This is a genomic window from Alphaproteobacteria bacterium, assembly GCA_016722515.1.
Lineage (GTDB): Bacteria > Pseudomonadota > Alphaproteobacteria > Rickettsiales > JADKJE01 > JADKJE01.
In genome coordinates this window covers 641,886-659,410 of sequence record JADKJE010000001.1, presented here as the reverse complement: position 1 = coordinate 659,410, position 17,525 = coordinate 641,886, and the positions used below count along the sequence as shown (strand labels likewise).

General features: G+C 41.3%; 10 protein-coding genes. All 10 read left to right on the top strand.

What is annotated here, in order from left to right:
• The first annotated feature begins 1 nt into the window (after nt 1).
• The 10 genes from IPP74_02955 to IPP74_02910 all read left to right on the top strand — a co-directional run bounded on the left by IPP74_02955 (nt 2) and on the right by IPP74_02910 (nt 17,380).
• The gene (locus IPP74_02955; protein ID MBL0318252.1) at nt 2-1,765 is read left to right on the top strand and encodes a hypothetical protein; all 1,764 of its coding nucleotides are present in this window, start codon (nt 2-4) and stop codon (nt 1,763-1,765) included.
• Nucleotides 1,766-1,802: 37 nt separating this feature from the next.
• Nucleotides 1,803-3,284 (top strand): hypothetical protein, encoded by a 1,482-nt coding sequence (locus tag IPP74_02950; GenBank protein ID MBL0318251.1) that lies wholly within the window; start codon nt 1,803-1,805, stop codon nt 3,282-3,284.
• 1 nt (nt 3,285) lies between these two features.
• Nucleotides 3,286-4,407 carry a hypothetical protein gene (locus IPP74_02945; protein ID MBL0318250.1) on the top strand — a complete coding sequence of 374 codons (1,122 nt, stop codon included), beginning with the start codon at nt 3,286-3,288 and terminating at the stop codon, nt 4,405-4,407.
• On the top strand, nt 4,397-5,956 hold the full coding sequence (pelF, locus tag IPP74_02940) for a GT4 family glycosyltransferase PelF (protein MBL0318249.1): 1,560 nt from the start codon (nt 4,397-4,399) through the stop codon (nt 5,954-5,956). Before IPP74_02945 ends, pelF begins: the two co-directional genes overlap by 11 nt.
• Nucleotides 5,919-7,313: an exopolysaccharide Pel transporter PelG gene (gene pelG, locus IPP74_02935; protein MBL0318248.1), complete on the top strand. Its 1,395-nt coding sequence runs from the start codon at nt 5,919-5,921 to the stop codon at nt 7,311-7,313. Before pelF ends, pelG begins: the two co-directional genes overlap by 38 nt.
• An 84-nt stretch (nt 7,314-7,397) precedes the next feature.
• Complete coding sequence (locus IPP74_02930; protein MBL0318247.1) at nt 7,398-7,802, top strand: response regulator; 405 nt, start codon at nt 7,398-7,400, stop codon at nt 7,800-7,802.
• Complete coding sequence (locus IPP74_02925; GenBank protein MBL0318246.1) at nt 7,802-8,194, top strand: response regulator; 393 nt, start codon at nt 7,802-7,804, stop codon at nt 8,192-8,194. The genes IPP74_02930 and IPP74_02925 overlap by 1 nt, the downstream gene beginning before the upstream one ends.
• A gap of 12 nt (nt 8,195-8,206) precedes the next feature.
• Nucleotides 8,207-9,166 (top strand): response regulator, encoded by a 960-nt coding sequence (locus IPP74_02920; protein MBL0318245.1) that lies wholly within the window; start codon nt 8,207-8,209, stop codon nt 9,164-9,166.
• Between the two features lie 76 nt (nt 9,167-9,242).
• Entirely contained in the window at nt 9,243-10,166 is a 924-nt protein-coding gene (locus IPP74_02915; GenBank protein ID MBL0318244.1) for a hypothetical protein, read from the top strand.
• Nucleotides 10,167-10,645: 479 nt separating this feature from the next.
• Nucleotides 10,646-17,380, top strand: a complete 6,735-nt coding sequence (locus tag IPP74_02910) for an AAA family ATPase (GenBank protein ID MBL0318243.1) — start codon at nt 10,646-10,648, stop codon at nt 17,378-17,380.
• Nucleotides 17,381-17,525: the final 145 nt, after the last annotated feature.

Below are 17,525 nucleotides of genomic sequence, written 5' to 3'. Positions count from 1 at the left end.
TATGAGAAACAACAGCAAACGTTTACTTATGTTGTTATCGATGGGTGTAGCGTTAGCACCATTAACGACCGCGGCATCTGCTCAAGAGGTTAGGTATTTTCAAGGTGAAAATACCTCTTCGCTTACCATGATGATGTCACAAAAAGTTGCGATTTCCTCGGTCAATAGAGGACAAGATTTGATGGTCCATTTTTCTGCGCCGGTTTCATTGCCGGTGGTGAGCCAGGAACGCTTGACGCAAATGGGAATTGTCCTTTTCCAGCCAGGGGATGATACGCTGCTAATCACAACAGAAAAAGGAGTGAAAGCATCTATTATCCAACAAGGAAATAAACTGGTACTTCACACACAAAGAGTAGTTTCCCGTAATGCAAAACAAGCGGTTATCCGCAATAATGCGGCCAATACTGGGCAGGTTAATTTGGGCATTGCCAAAGCACGGCTTTTATCGCTACAAGGAAATTATAAAGAATCACAAGCCCAATTGAATAACCTTAATTATCAATATCCGAATAATACCGATGTGTTAATCGCTAAAGCCGATAATGCTCAAAAACTGGGTGATTGGCAGCAGGCGCTTACCTATTTGGATTATGCCCACCAGTTACAGCCACAAAATGAATATATTACCGATGTCAGAAATTCAACATTGCTTGATAAACGTTCCGTTGTCGATGGCGGGATCTATGTAGAAAGCGAAGGCAAGGTTGCCACCGAAAGGGTGCAATGGATGCATGGCCAGGCACAAATTAATCCAACAACGGCGATGGGATTGTTGGTTGAACGAAATGGATTTACTGGAGCGCCTATTCGAAATGCGTTAACAGGTGCTTTGCAGGAAAGAAGTGCCAATGTTTATCGCAACGATCTTTATTTGCTGCATGAATTTACCCCTCAACAAACGGGTAAAGCTTCTCTTTATACAGGCAGTGGCGGTATTGTTGGCGGAGGTGCACAATACACGTTTAAGGATATACGAGGCGAAACGACCCTGAGTGCTGATTATCATCGTCCTACTTGGGATTTCCTTGAGGCGGTTACGCAACGTGGAACCAAAGACAATGTGATGATTAGCCGTACGCAACATTTTACTCCTCAATTGACTGGATATTTAGCCACAGGTTTAAATCGTTATGGCATTGCGGGCGATAGTAATGTGGCAACCTCGTTATCGGTTGATGGATCATTGCGTTATCAATTGCCGCCTTACAGCAAAGTGGTTCAAGTTTTGGGTAAAGGTGGAAGAATGAGTGTGGGCTATATTTTTGATGGTGAATATCCATTTAGCCGCGAAAGACGTCTTGATGCAGGATTAGTACCTTATTATCCATTATCGGTTTTTGCGCGTGAAACACATACGGTCGATATCAATGTGGGCAAACAGATTAACCAGAAATGGGATGTGGAAGGTTTTATTGGTTATAGTGTCGACCGTTACCAAACAGGTGCGCCAACCTTTGGTGGCCGTATTGCCTATAAGCCAACACGTAATACTGAATTGGCTTTAGAAGCATCACGCCATATGGGCACAGATGCGGCAAAAGAAAAAGTGGATCGCATTGGGATAAGTTTCAAAATTTTATTTGATACACCAAGTGCCAAACCCCAGGCAGAAATTGATAGGCAGCGAAACGTAGCGGCAATGAAAAAAGGTACTTATCAGGTTGAAGAGCAGAAAACGGGATTTCGTTTTGGTGATTCATCCATGGTTAAGGCTAATAATCCTGCCTGCCATTCGGATACCAGTTTATTGTGTGTTGAATAAGTTAAGCGTTTAAAAAGAGGAATAAAGGGGATCAAAAATGACAAAAGAAATAGGCAGACTCTTTCATTTACCAGAAATAAAAGAAAAACCGGCAAGCAAAGCCGGACGTTCTTTATGGCAAAAGTTATTTCCTTTTTGGACTGGTCGCTATGTTCCTGGAGTTGGGATGACTTCTTCACGTTTTGTGCTTGGGATTCGTAAAAGTGCTATCGCAGAAACGTTGATATTCCTTATCTTAGCTCTTATTGTTGATGTTGTTTTTTGCTCGGGTAATCGTTTTGCTGATTTTAGCCCTCAGCCTTTTTCATTAATCGTGTTATTGATAACCGTTCAATATGGTGTAGCGGAAGGTTTGATGTGCGCCTTATTATCGAGCTTATTCCTTCTTGTGGGTAATATACCAGAACAGGATTTATCCCAAACAATTTATGATCATATCTATCATATTATCTTTTGGCCTTTTATTTGGTTTACAGGTGCAATTATCCTGGGGCAAATCAGCCAGCGCCACATTAATGCTAAACGTGAAGCCGAGCATCAAGTTAGTTTGGTTGAAAAAAGGGAAGATACGATTAGTACGGCATATAACAGCCTGAAAGAAATCAAAGAGATGTTAGAATCACGTATTGCTAGCCAGATGCGCAGTACAGTCCGAGCCTATGATGCCATTAAAGATATAGAGGGACTTAACCAGAGTCGTATTTTGATGGGAGTTGAACAAGTAGTCGTTGCTTCCATGAACCCGGCCAAATTTTCGATCTATACGTACGGTGAAGACGGATTCCAGGCTTCTACCAGTGTAGGGTGGGGCGAAGAAGAGCATTACGAAAGACGTATCAATCGAGATACTGAATTATATAAATATATCACTAAAAACAAACGCGTAATCTGCGTGATTAACCAAGAAGACGCGACTGTTTTAAAAAATCAAGGTGTCTTAGCGGCTCCATTGGTAGTGCCTTCAACCGGAGAGATTTTTGGTTTACTTAAAATTGAAGAACTCGATTTTATGGAATTGACTCTCAGTAACGTTGAAAGTTTCCGTATCCTGGTAGATTGGATTGGACTTGCGTATGAAAATGCAGGTGAATTTCAAAAAGCGCGTGATAATGGCATGGTTAACCTTGAAAACTCAGTATCGGCCTTCCGACTTTTCCAATATGAATTAGAGGGGTTAATGAAGTTTGCTGAACTGACCAAAATCAAAAGCTGCTATGTAAAATTACGCTTGGCTAACCATCGTGAGTTTAATAAGCAAGAACGGATAGCCCTGGCGCAAGCACTCAACAACTTGATAGAAGAAAAAATGCCCGCAGGTGTAAGCCTGTTTAACGGTCGTCAGGTTGGTTCCGGTTATATGTTATTAATGCGTGGATACCCACTTACGGGCGCTCATGAGTTAAGCAAACAGCTGCAAATGCTTTTGGAAAAAGATAATAATCTGCTTTTAAAACGAGCCAGTTTTAAAACCAAAGAATATCTCATTGATGCTGATTCATTAAAAACTGCAGAGGAATGATATGAAAGAGATTGAAAACCTGCGTCCTCAGAAAAAGCCAAAAACAGTTAATTACCTAGCCAATCGTGAAACATTGCTTGTGACATTGCTGGTTTCGGTTGTTGAGATTGGTATATTCGTGATGGCGTTTCTAAACATTATCAATTTTAAAGTAGCTATTGCCTGCCATCTGGTGGTTGTTGCCTTTCTGATTGGATGGACGATGTATGTCAGTAAAATCCAAAAGGGACGCCGCTTTTCTTATATCCTCTTAATGATGATTACCGGTGTTGGGCCTTATGGTGCTTTTACCTGTCTCTTAGCCCTTATTCTCTATAAGTACTATACCAGGACCTCGACCAATTTTATGGATTGGTTTGCGAATTTGTTTCCAGAAGAAAGAACATCACAAAGTGCTGTTATCTACGAACGCCTGCTTTATGGATGGGATGATTTTAGTGAAAAGCGCGGTGTCATGTCATTCCGTGATGTGCTGGTGTTGGGCAGTGAAGAGCAAAAGCGTAATGCCATTGCTAAGATGACACTTTATTTCAGACCCGAATTTACCGAGGCATTACAGTTAGCTTTAAAGGATCATAGCAATTCAATCCGTGTGCAAGCGGCGACAGCAATCGCCAGGATTGAAGAAGCCTTCTTTAAGGTACTAATGGAGCTTGAGAAAATTTATGCAGAAACACATAATGATGACGTGCTCTTCAAATTAGCTAACCATGCTGATCTTTATTATCATTGCGGTATTTTGGACGATGAGCGTAAAGTTGAAATACTTGAAAAAGGTATCCATTATTATAGCGAATATCTGTCGCGTCATCCTGAAAATAAGCAAGCTCAATATGCATTGGGACGTCTGTTCTTAAACAAGAAAGATTATAACGCGGCTTATGCATTGTTGCACGGATGTATCGGTATTACTGCAGCTATTTTGCCACAAGTCTTTAAGGCATTTATGGAATGTTTATATGGCATGCACCGTTTTGCAGATCTCCATGCTTTTGCACGAGATAACGCAAGCAGGCTCGATCCTGGTAACCGTAAATCATTGGAAATTCTTGATTCAATGAAATTATGGGGAGTTACGTTTCCGGTAGAGACGCTTAAATTGGGGAAAAAATATGCAGGATAAACTAGGCAAAGCTGATATTTGTTTGTTCTTGGAAGGTACTTATCCGTATGTTTCGGGTGGTGTTTCTACATGGACACATGAATTAATTAAAACGCATAACGACAAAAGCTTCCATCTGGTTGCGTGTCTGCCGCCAGGGGGTGACACAACCATTAAATATGAGATACCTTCGAACGTCAAAAGCATCTCTAATATATTTTTGCAAGAGCTTCCAGAAGGAGTTGGCAAATTTAATAAGAAAGAGATGGACGCATTCTTTCAAAAGATTGAAATGCCGCTTTTGAATTTGCAGACTAAACCGCATCTGGATGAGTTGCAGAAAATTTTTGATATTCTTCATAGTGTAGGAAAGCCAGTTGGTAGTAAGTTGCTGCTTAATTCTGAGGCAGTATGGCGTATGTTGCTGAGGATGTATAATACTACTTTGGGTAATACCTGTTTCTTAGATTTTTTCTGGTCATGGCGAGCGCTGCTGGGAGGGCTTTATTCAATTCTGCTTTCTCCTATTCCTGAGGCAAATGTATACCATTCGCTTTGTACCGGTTATGCCGGACTGCTCTTAGCACGTGCACATATGGAAACTGGACGTCCCTGTATCATTACTGAACATGGTATTTATACGAATGAACGGCGGGTTGAAATTGCGTCTGCCCGTTGGTTGGATGACCAAAAAGCAATGGATTTGAATGTTAATAAAAAAATGACAGAAAAAACACTTCGTGATTTTTGGAATGATACCTTTGTTGGTTATTCACGGATGGCGTATGAGGCTGCAGATGTGATTATTACCCTTTTTGAAGGAAACCAGCGTTTGCAATTATTGGACGGAGCCAGTCCTGACCGTATGCACGTTGTAGCCAACGGTATCGATATTGATAAATTTATCAAGATTGAACGCAAGGAAGGTCATCCACCGACGCTTGCCTTGATTGGACGTGTCGTTCCTATCAAGGACATTAAAACGTTTATTCGTGCCTGCGGTTTATTGCAAAAATCAATACCGGATCTTCGCGCCTGGATTATGGGGCCAACCGATGAAGATATTGAATATTATAAAGAATGTGCCGAAATTGTTGACCATTTGGGATTAAATAACACCGTCATTTTCACAGGCAAAGTAGACATCACTCACTATCTGGGTGAGGTGGATGTCATTGCTCTTAGCAGTATCAGTGAATCGATGCCTTATGTGATATTAGAGGCAGGGTGTATCGGTATTCCAACCGTGGCTACCAACGTTGGTGCATGCGATGAAATGATTATGGGAATGAAAAGTGAAAAGCCTGCGCTGGGTCAAGGAGGAGCTATCGCAGAGTTAGCGAATCCAAAATCCATTGCAGACGAGGTGTTAAGATTGCTGACTGAGAAACCTTACTATGAGAGCTGCAGCAAGGCGATCAAAGAACGGGTTGCTCGTTACTATAATAAAAGTTTCCAAAAAGAAGCTTATCACCAACTTTATTCTACGCTCGTGCGTTTGGGACAACATCAAGAACAGATAGAGAGGGTACATGGCAGGGATTGGGTTCGTTCTACGCAAGCTATCTAAGGAAGATAATCTTTCTGGGATTACTAAAGCTTATTTCCATTCGGCAATGGCATCTACGGGGCCATGGTTGATGACGGTTTTTGCTTTGGGATTGGTGATGATTATTGGCAGTAACTTTGCTGAAAAGCAGGAGTTATTCGATTTTCGTTTGATTATCATTTATAATTTTGCCTTCTCGCTGGTTTTTACCGGGCCAATTTACATGATAGCAACCAGGTATTTAGCCGATTCGATTCACGTAAAAGACGTGACGGCGGCGACTGGACTTTTGATCACGTGTTTAGCTATCGTCAATATGATTCAGATTCCTATCAGTGTCTGGTTTTATTTGGTGTATGCTAATTTAACAACCGCTATGGCATTATCATCGATTGTTAACTTCATGCTGATTTCGACGATTTGGGTGTTGGCCGTGTTTTTAAGTTCATTGAAAGACTTTAAAGATATTACGGGAACATTCTTTGCAGGCTTGGTGATTTCCACTATTTGCGCAGCTTCCTTTGCCAGTGGTTATGGAGCTGTGGGTGTGCTGAATGGATTTAATGTAGGATTAGTTGTTGTAGCTGCATCATTGATGGCGCGCGTGTTTGCTGAGTATCCCTATCCATTTAAAAATCCAACTATCTTTTTGAGCTATTTTCGAAAATATTGGGAATTAACACTGAGTGGCCTATTCTATAATGCTGGTGTGTGGGTTGATAAATGGATTATGTGGTTTGCTCCAGAAGCTGAGCGTACGCCTTCCAAATTATTGCTCTATCCAAACTATGATAGTGCGATGTTCTTAGCGTACCTGACTATTATTCCTTCAATGGCACTGTTCGTTTTTAGTGTGGAAACTAATTTCTTTGAAAAATATCTGAAATTTTATCGTGACATTCAACGACAGGCAACCTTCGAACGGATTCAAAGCAACCATGCAGGCATTATCAAATCGATCATTGAAAGTTCACGCAACTTCCTGGTGCTACAGGGCATAATCTGTGTGTCGGTGATTCTATTGGCGCCTCGTATCTTTGATTTTCTGGGCGTAAATTATTTGCAGATAGGTATTTTCCGTTACGGGGTTCTGGGAAGCTTGTTCCAAGTGCTGTTGATATTCCTGACCATTTTATTGTCTTATTTCGATAATCGTAAGGCCGTACTAAAAGTACAGATGACCTTCTTTTTTGCGAATACGATTTTGACAATCTACTTTATGCAGGCAGGTTTTCAATATTATGGACTTGGCTATTGTTTGGCTTCTATCCTAACTTTTGTGGTAGCAGCGGTGATCGTTGGTCGCTATATAGAAAATTTACCTTATCATGCCTTTATCACAAGTAACACGTCTGTTGGCAAGGGGACTAAAGCATGAAACAGGAGATTATCTTAAGGGTTTACTAAGTGTCTGGTGTTACGCTATCTGGACGATCAATAAAATATCAAGGGAGCATAATGTATGAAACAAATTACAGCAAAATACGGCGGTACGTATATTCTGGTAGCAGATGACTATATCGTTAATCAAGAGCTTGTTAAAGAGATGCTTGAAATGATGGAGTGTGAAGTGGATGTTGCAGATGATGGCAAGGAAACATTAGATATGTTCAATGAAAATGAATATGACATTATCTTCCTTGATATTCAAATGCCTGAAATGGATGGCTATGAAGTTGCAAGACGCATTAGACAAGTCGCTAAGGGCAAACAGATACCTATTGTGGCTATTACCGCCAACGCGTTGGTGGGTGACCGTGAAAAATGCCTGGATGCTGGTATGAATGATTATATGCCAAAGCCTATTAAAGGAGAACGACTGGAAGAAATGCTTCGTAAGCACCTTCCTAATAAGGAGCAGCATTAATGCTCCAAAAGCCCAAGCGTAAACTTAAAATATTGACTATTGATGACAGCGAAGTTATCCGTACGGTTATTTTGAGCATGCTTCGCGGCCATTTTTGTACCTTTGCTAGCAATACGGAGAAAGGAATTTCTCAATATGAATTATTGCACCCGGAGATTGTGTTCCTAGATATTAATTTACCAGATATCAACGGAATGGATGCGCTTAAAATGATCAGGCAATACGACAATAATGCTTATGTTATTATGCTAACCGGCAGCTCTCAGTTGCCTGATGTTATCGAGGCAATGAAATTGGGTGCTTCAGGCTATATGGTCAAACCATTTTCTAAAAAGAAAATGGTGATGGCCCTAGAGCGTTACATGGTGCAACACCAAGATCAGGTTTCATGAAGGGGATAACATATGGCCATATATGACCCTCAGCTTAAGCGTCAATTAACGATATTGATTGTTGAAGATGAGCGTCTATATCGCACAATCGCATCACAAACGCTGACAGGTCATAAAAAAATAATGTCACAGGAAAAAGAGAAGGGCTATGCCTTATTTTTAGAGCATTGTCCTGATATCGTGTTTCTTGATATTAGTTTGCCTGATGGCAGCGGCCTGGAATTACTCAAAACTATGAAGGAATTTGATCCTGCAGTGTTTGTCGTGATGATGACCAAAAGTAGTTATTCTCAAGATGTAAATCAGTCAATCATCTATGGCGCTAACGGCTATATTATTAAGCCATTCAATCAGCAGCATATTGATTTATATTTAGAACGATTTTATGAAGAGAATCCCAAAAGAGAAATGAAGGAAATATGTAAACGGCGCAATCGTTATGGTGAAGAATGGGTTCGTTATCAGCAGGACAAAGGGTTATTCGATGAATATGTATTATCCTCTTCTGTGATGGGGGGGACACGGCCCTTAGATGAAGTAAGTGCAGAGTTAAAGGAACGCATTGATAATTGGAGTGTCCTTTATATTGACCAAAATATTGATAATATTCGGCATGTGGAAATTGGGCTGAGTGACTACGGCTGCAAGGTTGACGTTAGTCTTTCTGGGCAGGATGCTTCAGAAAAATTGCTTTCGTCGGTATATGACATCATTTTTGTTGAGTGTTCTTTAAATGATGTTGATGGTTACCAATTAGCAAATATGCTAAGGAACCACGAGAAGAAATTGCCTAGATATACGTATGTGATGGGGATTGTTGCCGACCAGCATGAAGGAAATACCCAGAAATGGCAACTTTCTGGTATGGATGGAGTCATGGTTAAGCCTTTGTCCATTCAGGATATTTACAATAAAATAGTTCTATTTGCCCAGCGTTCTCTTGAAAAAGGTGAACAGGAATTCGTGGTGTAAAACCATTTGAAGAAGGTATTGACACCCTTATTCATATTGAATAGCCTTTGATTATACGGTGTTGTGTGGAGAGGCTATGGCAGTTACCAGAGGTGATCGATTCATATTACCACAGGAAGGAGAACGCTTTCCGGTTGATTTGGAATGGTCGGATCAAGAAGATCATGAAGGGATCGCTGCGGTCACCATGGAAGATGTTGAAATACTCAAAGTGGTTGTTAACAACAGGGTGGCAGAAGTACGAAATTTGGTACGTGAGACACGTGGCCATTATAGAAAAATCAATCATATGAGCGGAAAGACCGATGTGAGGAGGGGGCTTGAAAGTGAGATTTTCGTTAAACTTTTATCGAGTTATAGAAAATCAGAACGGCTTCGCTATTACGGCAATCAAATACGTGTTCAATCGATTGAAGACGATAATCGGATCCTATCGCCGCTGTTAGTGCCTATAAAGCCATTTTTGCGTGTTCCTATTGTTCCACCGGTGAAGTTGAGTCGGGAGGAAAAAACGTTTCTTACGGACGTGATAGAGGTTCCTGGAGAAAGTGCAGATAGAAAGCTGCATTTTCTAGAAGACAGGCTGGCTGCTATCCAGGCAATCGCACAGCGTTATCAAGCGGATCATGAACGCTTAAAAAGGCAAAGTGACAGTCTGACGTGCGTGGTGCCGAAATTTTATTTTTTTCATCTGGAAAAAGTTCCAGGCTATGTTAGCCGGTTATTAAAATCACGTGAAAGTCTCTTGGGTAAAACAGAACATGATGATGTTGTCAGGGAGAGTATCCACCTATTACAAAAGGTTAAAAACGAGATCTTGGGATCTGGAGTGCCAATGCAAGCTAAATTGTCGATGTTATGTTCATCGCAGGAGAGTAGATTAACCCAATCGTCTATCATCCCTTTTGCGCCCATGCCGACAGCACTTCGACAGACTCAAAAAAGGATGTCTGGACATAATCGTAGTTCAAGTTGCCCGATAGGGGCGTTTGCCAGATAGGATTGATCTTTACATTACAGGAGACGGCGGGCTTATGCAGTTTGCCTATTCTTTTGACGTTATTCTTGAATGGTCTTTTCCTGTCTTCTGTCAAATTTGAGGCTGTTAGTTCTATTTTTAATAGAATCATTTAATGACAGCATGTTACCTTCACACCGCCTGGGCCGTCGGCCACAACCTTATAGGTCCTTCCTTTTCTATAATCTTAAATCTCAGTATCTGACGAAAACAAGTGCCCGAGTATACAAAGAAAGAGGTAAAATAAGTCCTTGCCGATAAGCTGTTAGCCCCGTTTGACCAAAAGGTTGCAAGCACCGCGTATATGGATTTAGTCTCAAGAAAAACCGCCACAAATTTTAGGGAATTACTGAATATACCATTATACCATCCGTAGTACTGGTGGTGTAAATATATCAAGTTTCGTATTTCTACAACATTATTGATGTATAGTAGTAAAAAGATAATGTTGGTAAGTTGATATGAAATTCAATGAAGCTTTTTACTGCGACCAGAAACTCGAAGGTAAACAATTTAGCGCAAATCCACCAGGGGATCTGGATGTATCTCGACTAGGTCAGGGGAAGCCCTGTTATAGCAATATGTCGGAATCAGCGGTCAAAAAACCAAAAACGTTGATTTTTGCTGATTGGCTGGTTTGTCGTTGGTATGAATGGGAAAAGATTCACGCCCGTAAAGTGCTCCAACAATGGATGGATCAAGGAGGGGAGGTCTTGTGCTGGCAAAGTGACGGCTCTGGTGCTTCCTTAGTGCCTTTAACAAAAGAATCGCTGGATCGATACCATAGAAACGTCCAATTTGAATCGCCGAATGTGTTGATTGACCGTGCCTATGAGACCTATGGCCTTGCCCGTGACCAAATCCATATTTTAGATAATTACTGGTTGCAGAATTGGAATGCAGGCAACGAATTACCGCCTTATCAAATCGATAGTCGATTACAAAGACTACCAGAATATGTGCGAGGAAAAGTTTCTGACTACATCGATTCATATTATCCAAAATCACACACATGTAGTGTTAGTCGTCTATCTGAGATAAAAGGTGAAGAGGAAGAGCGGGGTAACAGGCTGCCTAATATTACCCATATTGATAAGATTCTAACTAAAGAAGTCCTCAATCGCTTCGACGAACACCATTACACCATGGTCAGACAGATAGACATTTCGCCAAAACAATTTAAAAAAATACCTGAAGCTCAGTTTTATAGCTTTCTCAAAAAACTAACGAATCTTGAATGCCTCACTGTTGGAGAGCGATCAGCTAATGTAAAGATTAATGGACGACAGTTAAAAACGATCTTAGAATGCATTCCAAAGCAAGCAGCCATATACCTTAGTAATGTTGTAGCCATTTCAGAAATGGAATCTTTAAAAGATCTTCCGCTACAACAGCTTAAAAGTTTGAAGATTTATGATCACGACATAACTGCGCAACAGTTGGAGGCAATCCTCAAAAATGCTAGGGAGCTAGAAAAATTGAGTATAACTTTTTGCCAAAAACTGGGAAATGGTCATTTAATAGATCTTCCGCTACAACAGCTCAAAAGTTTAAAGATTTATGATAGCAACATAACTGCACGCCAGTTGGAGGCGATCCTCAAGAATACTAGTGAGCTAGAAAAATTGGAGATTAGTTATTGCCAAAAACTGGTAGGAATTCATTTAAAAGATATTTCATTTCCACAGTTTAAAAGTTTAAATATTAGCGATATCTGTAAGGATGTCCAGCAGTTGGAGGCGTTCCTTATCAATGCAACGAATCTAGAAGAGCTTTGTATTGCAAACTGCAAAAAAATGGGCAATGGTTATTTAAAAGATCTTCCACTTCAACAGCTTAAGAGTTTAATTATTTATGAGAGCAGCATAACTTCGCAACAGTTGGAGGCAATCCTCAAAAATACTAGGGAACTAAAAAAAATAGAAATTACGGAATGCTCAAAGCTGGTAGAATCTGATTTAAAAGATCTCTGTTTACCCCAGCTTGAAACGCTCGTGATGAATGAGGTCCGGCTATCTGCCCAACAGTTTTGGGCGTTCCTTATGAACGCGCAGAATCTAAAACTATTGACACTTACTGGATTGGAGATGTCTGGAGATTTACAAGATATTTGGCTACCACATCTTGAAAAGCTTGTGATTAGCGGTAGTAATATAACTGCGCAACAGTTGGGGGAAATCATTAGAAATGCGACCAATCTAAAAGAATTGGAGATTCAGGATTGCTTCTGCTTGGAAGAATTTCATTTAAAAGACCTTCAGCTACGACAGCTTAAAAGTTTGAAGATTAATGGTAGCAATATAACTGCCAAACAGTTGAAGGCAATTCTTAGCAACGCGACGAATCTAGAAGAATTGAGTATTGTTAATTGCAAAGACCTGGGTGAAGGTCATTTAAAAAATCTTTGTCTACGACATCTTGAAAAGCTTGTGATTAATAATAGCCATATAACTATCCAACAGTTGGAGGCTGTCCTTATAAAAGCCACGAGGTTAAAAAGTTTGTCTATTTTGAATTGCTCAAACCTGGGAAAAGGTCATTTAAAAGATCTACCGCTACAACAGCTTGAAAACGTGAATATTAGTGGCAGCAATATAAGTGACCAACAGTCGAGGGCAGTCCTTAAAAACGCTACGAAGCTAAATACTTTAGTAAATAATAACCATGATACTCAACCATCGGATCCTCAGCACGATACTTCTGATTATAGCCACTTTACGCCATACGATAAGAACCAGCTGTTTCAGTTTAAAGGAGATAATGAAACCCTCAATCAGGCTATGGTGATTGAAAAGCTCTCTCAATATATGGTACTAAAGAATCGTAATGTAGACAAAATACCTCTTATTCAAAACGGTATCTGTCGTGCTTTATCCCAATATTTCAATGATCATCCGAATAAGATTATAAAACAACTTAAATCGATTCGTGATTGGGACGGTCAAGCAAAAACGATTTCTGGTACTTTAAGTGTTGTAGCGGACAAATTGCTTAGTTACATAGATGACTATCAATTATCATCAGTCGGATTGTCTTCCGAAACACCGTATTACCTAGGTTCTTGTATTGAGAGCTTCCTTGAAGTCAGAGTAGAAGCTGATCAGCTAGTAAAAATGTTTTTTGAAAATCCATGGCACCGCATTTCTTGTATAAAGTTACAGAATTCTCTATCTGGCGAGAACCTATGGTTAGTTTATGATCCCAATTATATCAAAGGATACAAATATTTTGAGAATACTAAGGATGTGCTAGATGCTATCAACAAAAGCCTTGGTGACTTGGTATTTGCTATTGCAGATAGAGACACAACTTTCCCACCTCATTGCATACCCACCGATATCACTATTCCCAATGTTGATGATTTCATCCGTGATGGAGGATTGTTTGTCCTATGTAAGGCACGTAGCACAGATGCCAACAGGCTCTGCTCAATGTTAAAGGATTATTCATTAGAACCATCAAGCTTTAGGGGCCTTCTGCTGCGCGCTACTGATGGACGTCCCGCGTGGTTTTTGGGTCTCATGCATAACAATGAATCCGTTAAAGCATTAACCGAACGCTATCTTTTGCAATTTATAAAAGTAAACAAGCAAGCGATCAAAGAATTAGAGAAAAGCTATGAGTATACATTAAGTAATGGTGGAAAACCTGTCTTGGAGATTCTCCAGCAGTTGCAGTCTGCAAAGGAGCACAAGCAAGAGATTAAAGAATCAAAGAGAGGAATAAGCCTATTAGAAAAACCTCTCTTGGAAGCTAAAAAAGAGTCTGCCAAAGGCCCCAGCCTATTGCAGGCATTTTCGCAAGCAAAAAAAACCGAGAAAAAGCGAGTGGCAAAAGCTCAGAAAAAGGCACAAAAAGCCGCAGAGCTTGCCAAGCGCACGGCATATTATAAAGACAAGCTTGCTCAAAAGGTCAACGATAAACCCGCAGTCTCACTCTCCTCCTATTGCGAGCAATTATTAACCCCTCATAAACGAAAAAAGAATAACACGCTACGGCGCAAAATTGCCGTTGAAGCAAAATCCGCTTCCGACATTTATGCTCTTCAACTGGCACTTGAGCAACAATGCATCAAACAGAAGCGTCCGCTGTTCTTCGCCAATTCCCCTGACGACCTTGTGTGTAGCGCTCCCTTCATTAAGCGCTTAGATGACATGCAGGGAAAGATTGTTAATCCACCGGCTGGTCGGTTGGTAGAGTTTCTGGAAACCCATAAAAACTCTAACCCGGTTATTATCATTAATTATGATAATTTCAAAGCCGATGAGATTATTCAATTCAACAGCATACTCGACAATAAACGTATGGTGGATGGATATGCAGTTCCAGAAGACACATTGGTTCTAGGACTTATCAATGCAGGTAACCCCAGTACTTACCGGGGAGGGGATTTTTATGGCCGTTTTGATAGCAAAAAACGTTGTCCTTTGACAAAAGAACAGCTTGCAGACAACGTCTTACACATAGAAAACAACCTATGGCAGTCCACCTCTGATAACGCGAAGAAACATCCGCCTTACATTATTAATCTATTTAATGCCCATGATTGGAAACAACGACTCCTTGGCCAATGGCAAATTCAAGGTAATAAGCTGATTTTCAAAGAAGGAGTATTGATGGAAGCTTTGGCAAGCAACCGTTTTATCGAGCTCCATAATGCGCCTTCGCAGGACCCGGAGTTTCGTCATTTTTGGCAGCAGGCGCGGTTGCGTGGCTTTATTGCTCATGATGGCCGGCAGATTACATTACCGCCTTCATTAGGTATTGGTTTTCAAAAAGGGTATGATTGGGAGTCACTTCATGCCTGCATAAGTACTGAGTCGCATGCAGTTGACCCTAATGCACCGCTGTTAAACCCCAGCCACTTGCATCGTTTCTTTACTCAATATGAGTACGATGCCAACACGCACAGCCTTACCTCGCAAACTGGGCTCATTGAACAGCATCTTAAACAGCATCCGGGCAAACCTCTTCAAGTCATCTTGACCCGTGATTTAAATGAACATCAATGGGCGATGCTGCTAAGTCAGTGCAAAAAACACGGAGTTACACTTGCTGTAACCAACAGTACTGGCAATGACCATCACTTATGTTTGGTTACGAAGGAGTGGCAAACACAATCACATACAACCATAATTGAAAGCACTGATCCAGATACCAGTATTGAGCAAGCCAAAAAGGATAGGGCTTATCGTATCATCGATGTGTCTGAATTAAGCAGTGCCGACTTGTTGGTTAAACGCACTGGAAAATACGATAGCGAGCAACAGCGTTTTATCTTTGACGAAACCGACGGTGTTTTGCTTCAAGCCTTCACCGAAGAGCAGAACGTTATCCTCAAAGGCCATTTCTCTTCTGAAGTGTGTGATGCGCTTGCACCTTTATTGATACAGCGTAGCCTTGATCCCAACCTTAAGACAGATCTTATTCTGGTCAGCGATGGTCCAAGTGCACTTGGGTATATGCCATATCAAAGTCAGCACATAACCGCAGACGACAAAAAGAATGCCCTTAGCAAACAAGGCATTCGCGCTCAAGAATATAACCAACTGACAGATAAGCATTTTGAGAGTGAGCCATTATGCACTTTAAAGGCACGCTGCAGTTACTTGCAACAGCACCCTCAACACAATAGTGCTAACAGTGATGACGCATGGGTAGGTGTTTATTCTCTTCCAGAAACGATAGCCATGGCTGACTATGATTTAGAAAACAGCGAGGCCATTACCCAAGCCTTTAAGGCGAACCGTTTGTGCCAAGTTAATGCCGTTCTTAAACATTCTCCTTTTGTGTTGTTAACCGGATTGACAGGCGTTGGAAAAACAACGTTTGTACAACAGGAACTGGTTCCTGATGCTAAAGGGCTCTATGAAGGAGTGTCTGCATTAAAGCAATGGGCGCAGGATAAGACAACTGGGCGTAAAATCCTCTTTATCGATGAAGCCAACATCACCACACGCAACTGGAGTGAATTTGAAGGTTTGTTTAATAACCCTCCGTCTATTGTTATTGATGGCATCTACTATGAACTTACGCCTGAGCATAAAGTAGTCTTTGCGGCTAACCCGCTTAATTATGGGGCCGCGCGTACATTGCCAAGCTTCTTTAAGCGTCATGGTAATGCTGTCTTGTTTAAGCCAATGCCAGCAGAAATGCTTTTCCAGACCCAGCTTAAGCCAATCATGGAAGGCAGTTTTAACCATGAACAGCAGGCAAAACTGGCGCTAATATTTCTCAATGTCTATCGTGACGTGTGTGCTTATTCCAACGATAAAATCTTGATTTCACCACGTGAAGTACAGATGATGGCGCTTTTGACATTGGCTTATTGCAAGCAACGTCGAACAGCGGATCCTGAAAAGGTAGCTCAGCATTATGCATATAAGGTCGCTTCTGCGCTTGTGCCAGCTACCTACCGCCGTGCGTTTGATGAAAAACATAAGCCCCAAGAGCGCTTAGCTCGATATAAGATAAAATCAACGAGTCAGAACAACTACGTTCTTACCTCTTCACGTCGAGCTATTACCCATTCCTTAAATGATCTGTTAAACGTCCGCTTATTGCGATGGCAGACTCCGGCGCTAAAAGGATTCCCTGGATTGGGGGGAATGCTGCTTGAAGGCAAGCCGGGTGTGGGTAAGAGTGAACTGGTGTTTAACGTATTGCATTCTAAAGGCTATGTGGAAGCATCGCAAGCTAGCACCGGCTCCACATCCAAAAAAACATATTATGTCATCCCAGCTAGTATGCAACTGAGTGAGAAATCGAGCACCTTGCTAAAAGCATTTGATGAAGGTGCAGTGGTGGTGATGGATGAGTTCAACAGCGCATCGATGATGGAATCGCTTCTGAATGCTTTACTCAATGGAAAAACCCCTGGGGGTAAATTACCCAACAAGGTAGGATTTACCCTTATTGGTACCCAAAATCCAGCCAGTATGGCCGGGCGTGCCAAACAAAGTGATGCACTGTCGTGCCGTTTAATGACACTACAAGTGCCCGAGTATACAAAGAAAGAGGTAAAACAAGTCCTTGCTGGTAAGCTGCTAGACCCTCTTGACCAGAAGGCTGCACGCAAAGCGTATGTGGATTTGGTCTCTGGCAACAGCAAAACCGCCACAAGTTTTAGGGAATTTCTGAAAATACCAGCCTACTCATCTGTCACAGGTGGGGTAAATCAGGAGATAACATATTGATGAATAATGAAACATGGCTTTTGGGGGCGGCTCATCGAACATTCTCATCCCTCTTGAAAAGCTGTATAGACCGGTGACATAGGTAACACCTGTGCGGGGACATGGTATACAGTTTTCGGATTATTAATCCGGAGAGTGAAGCTGC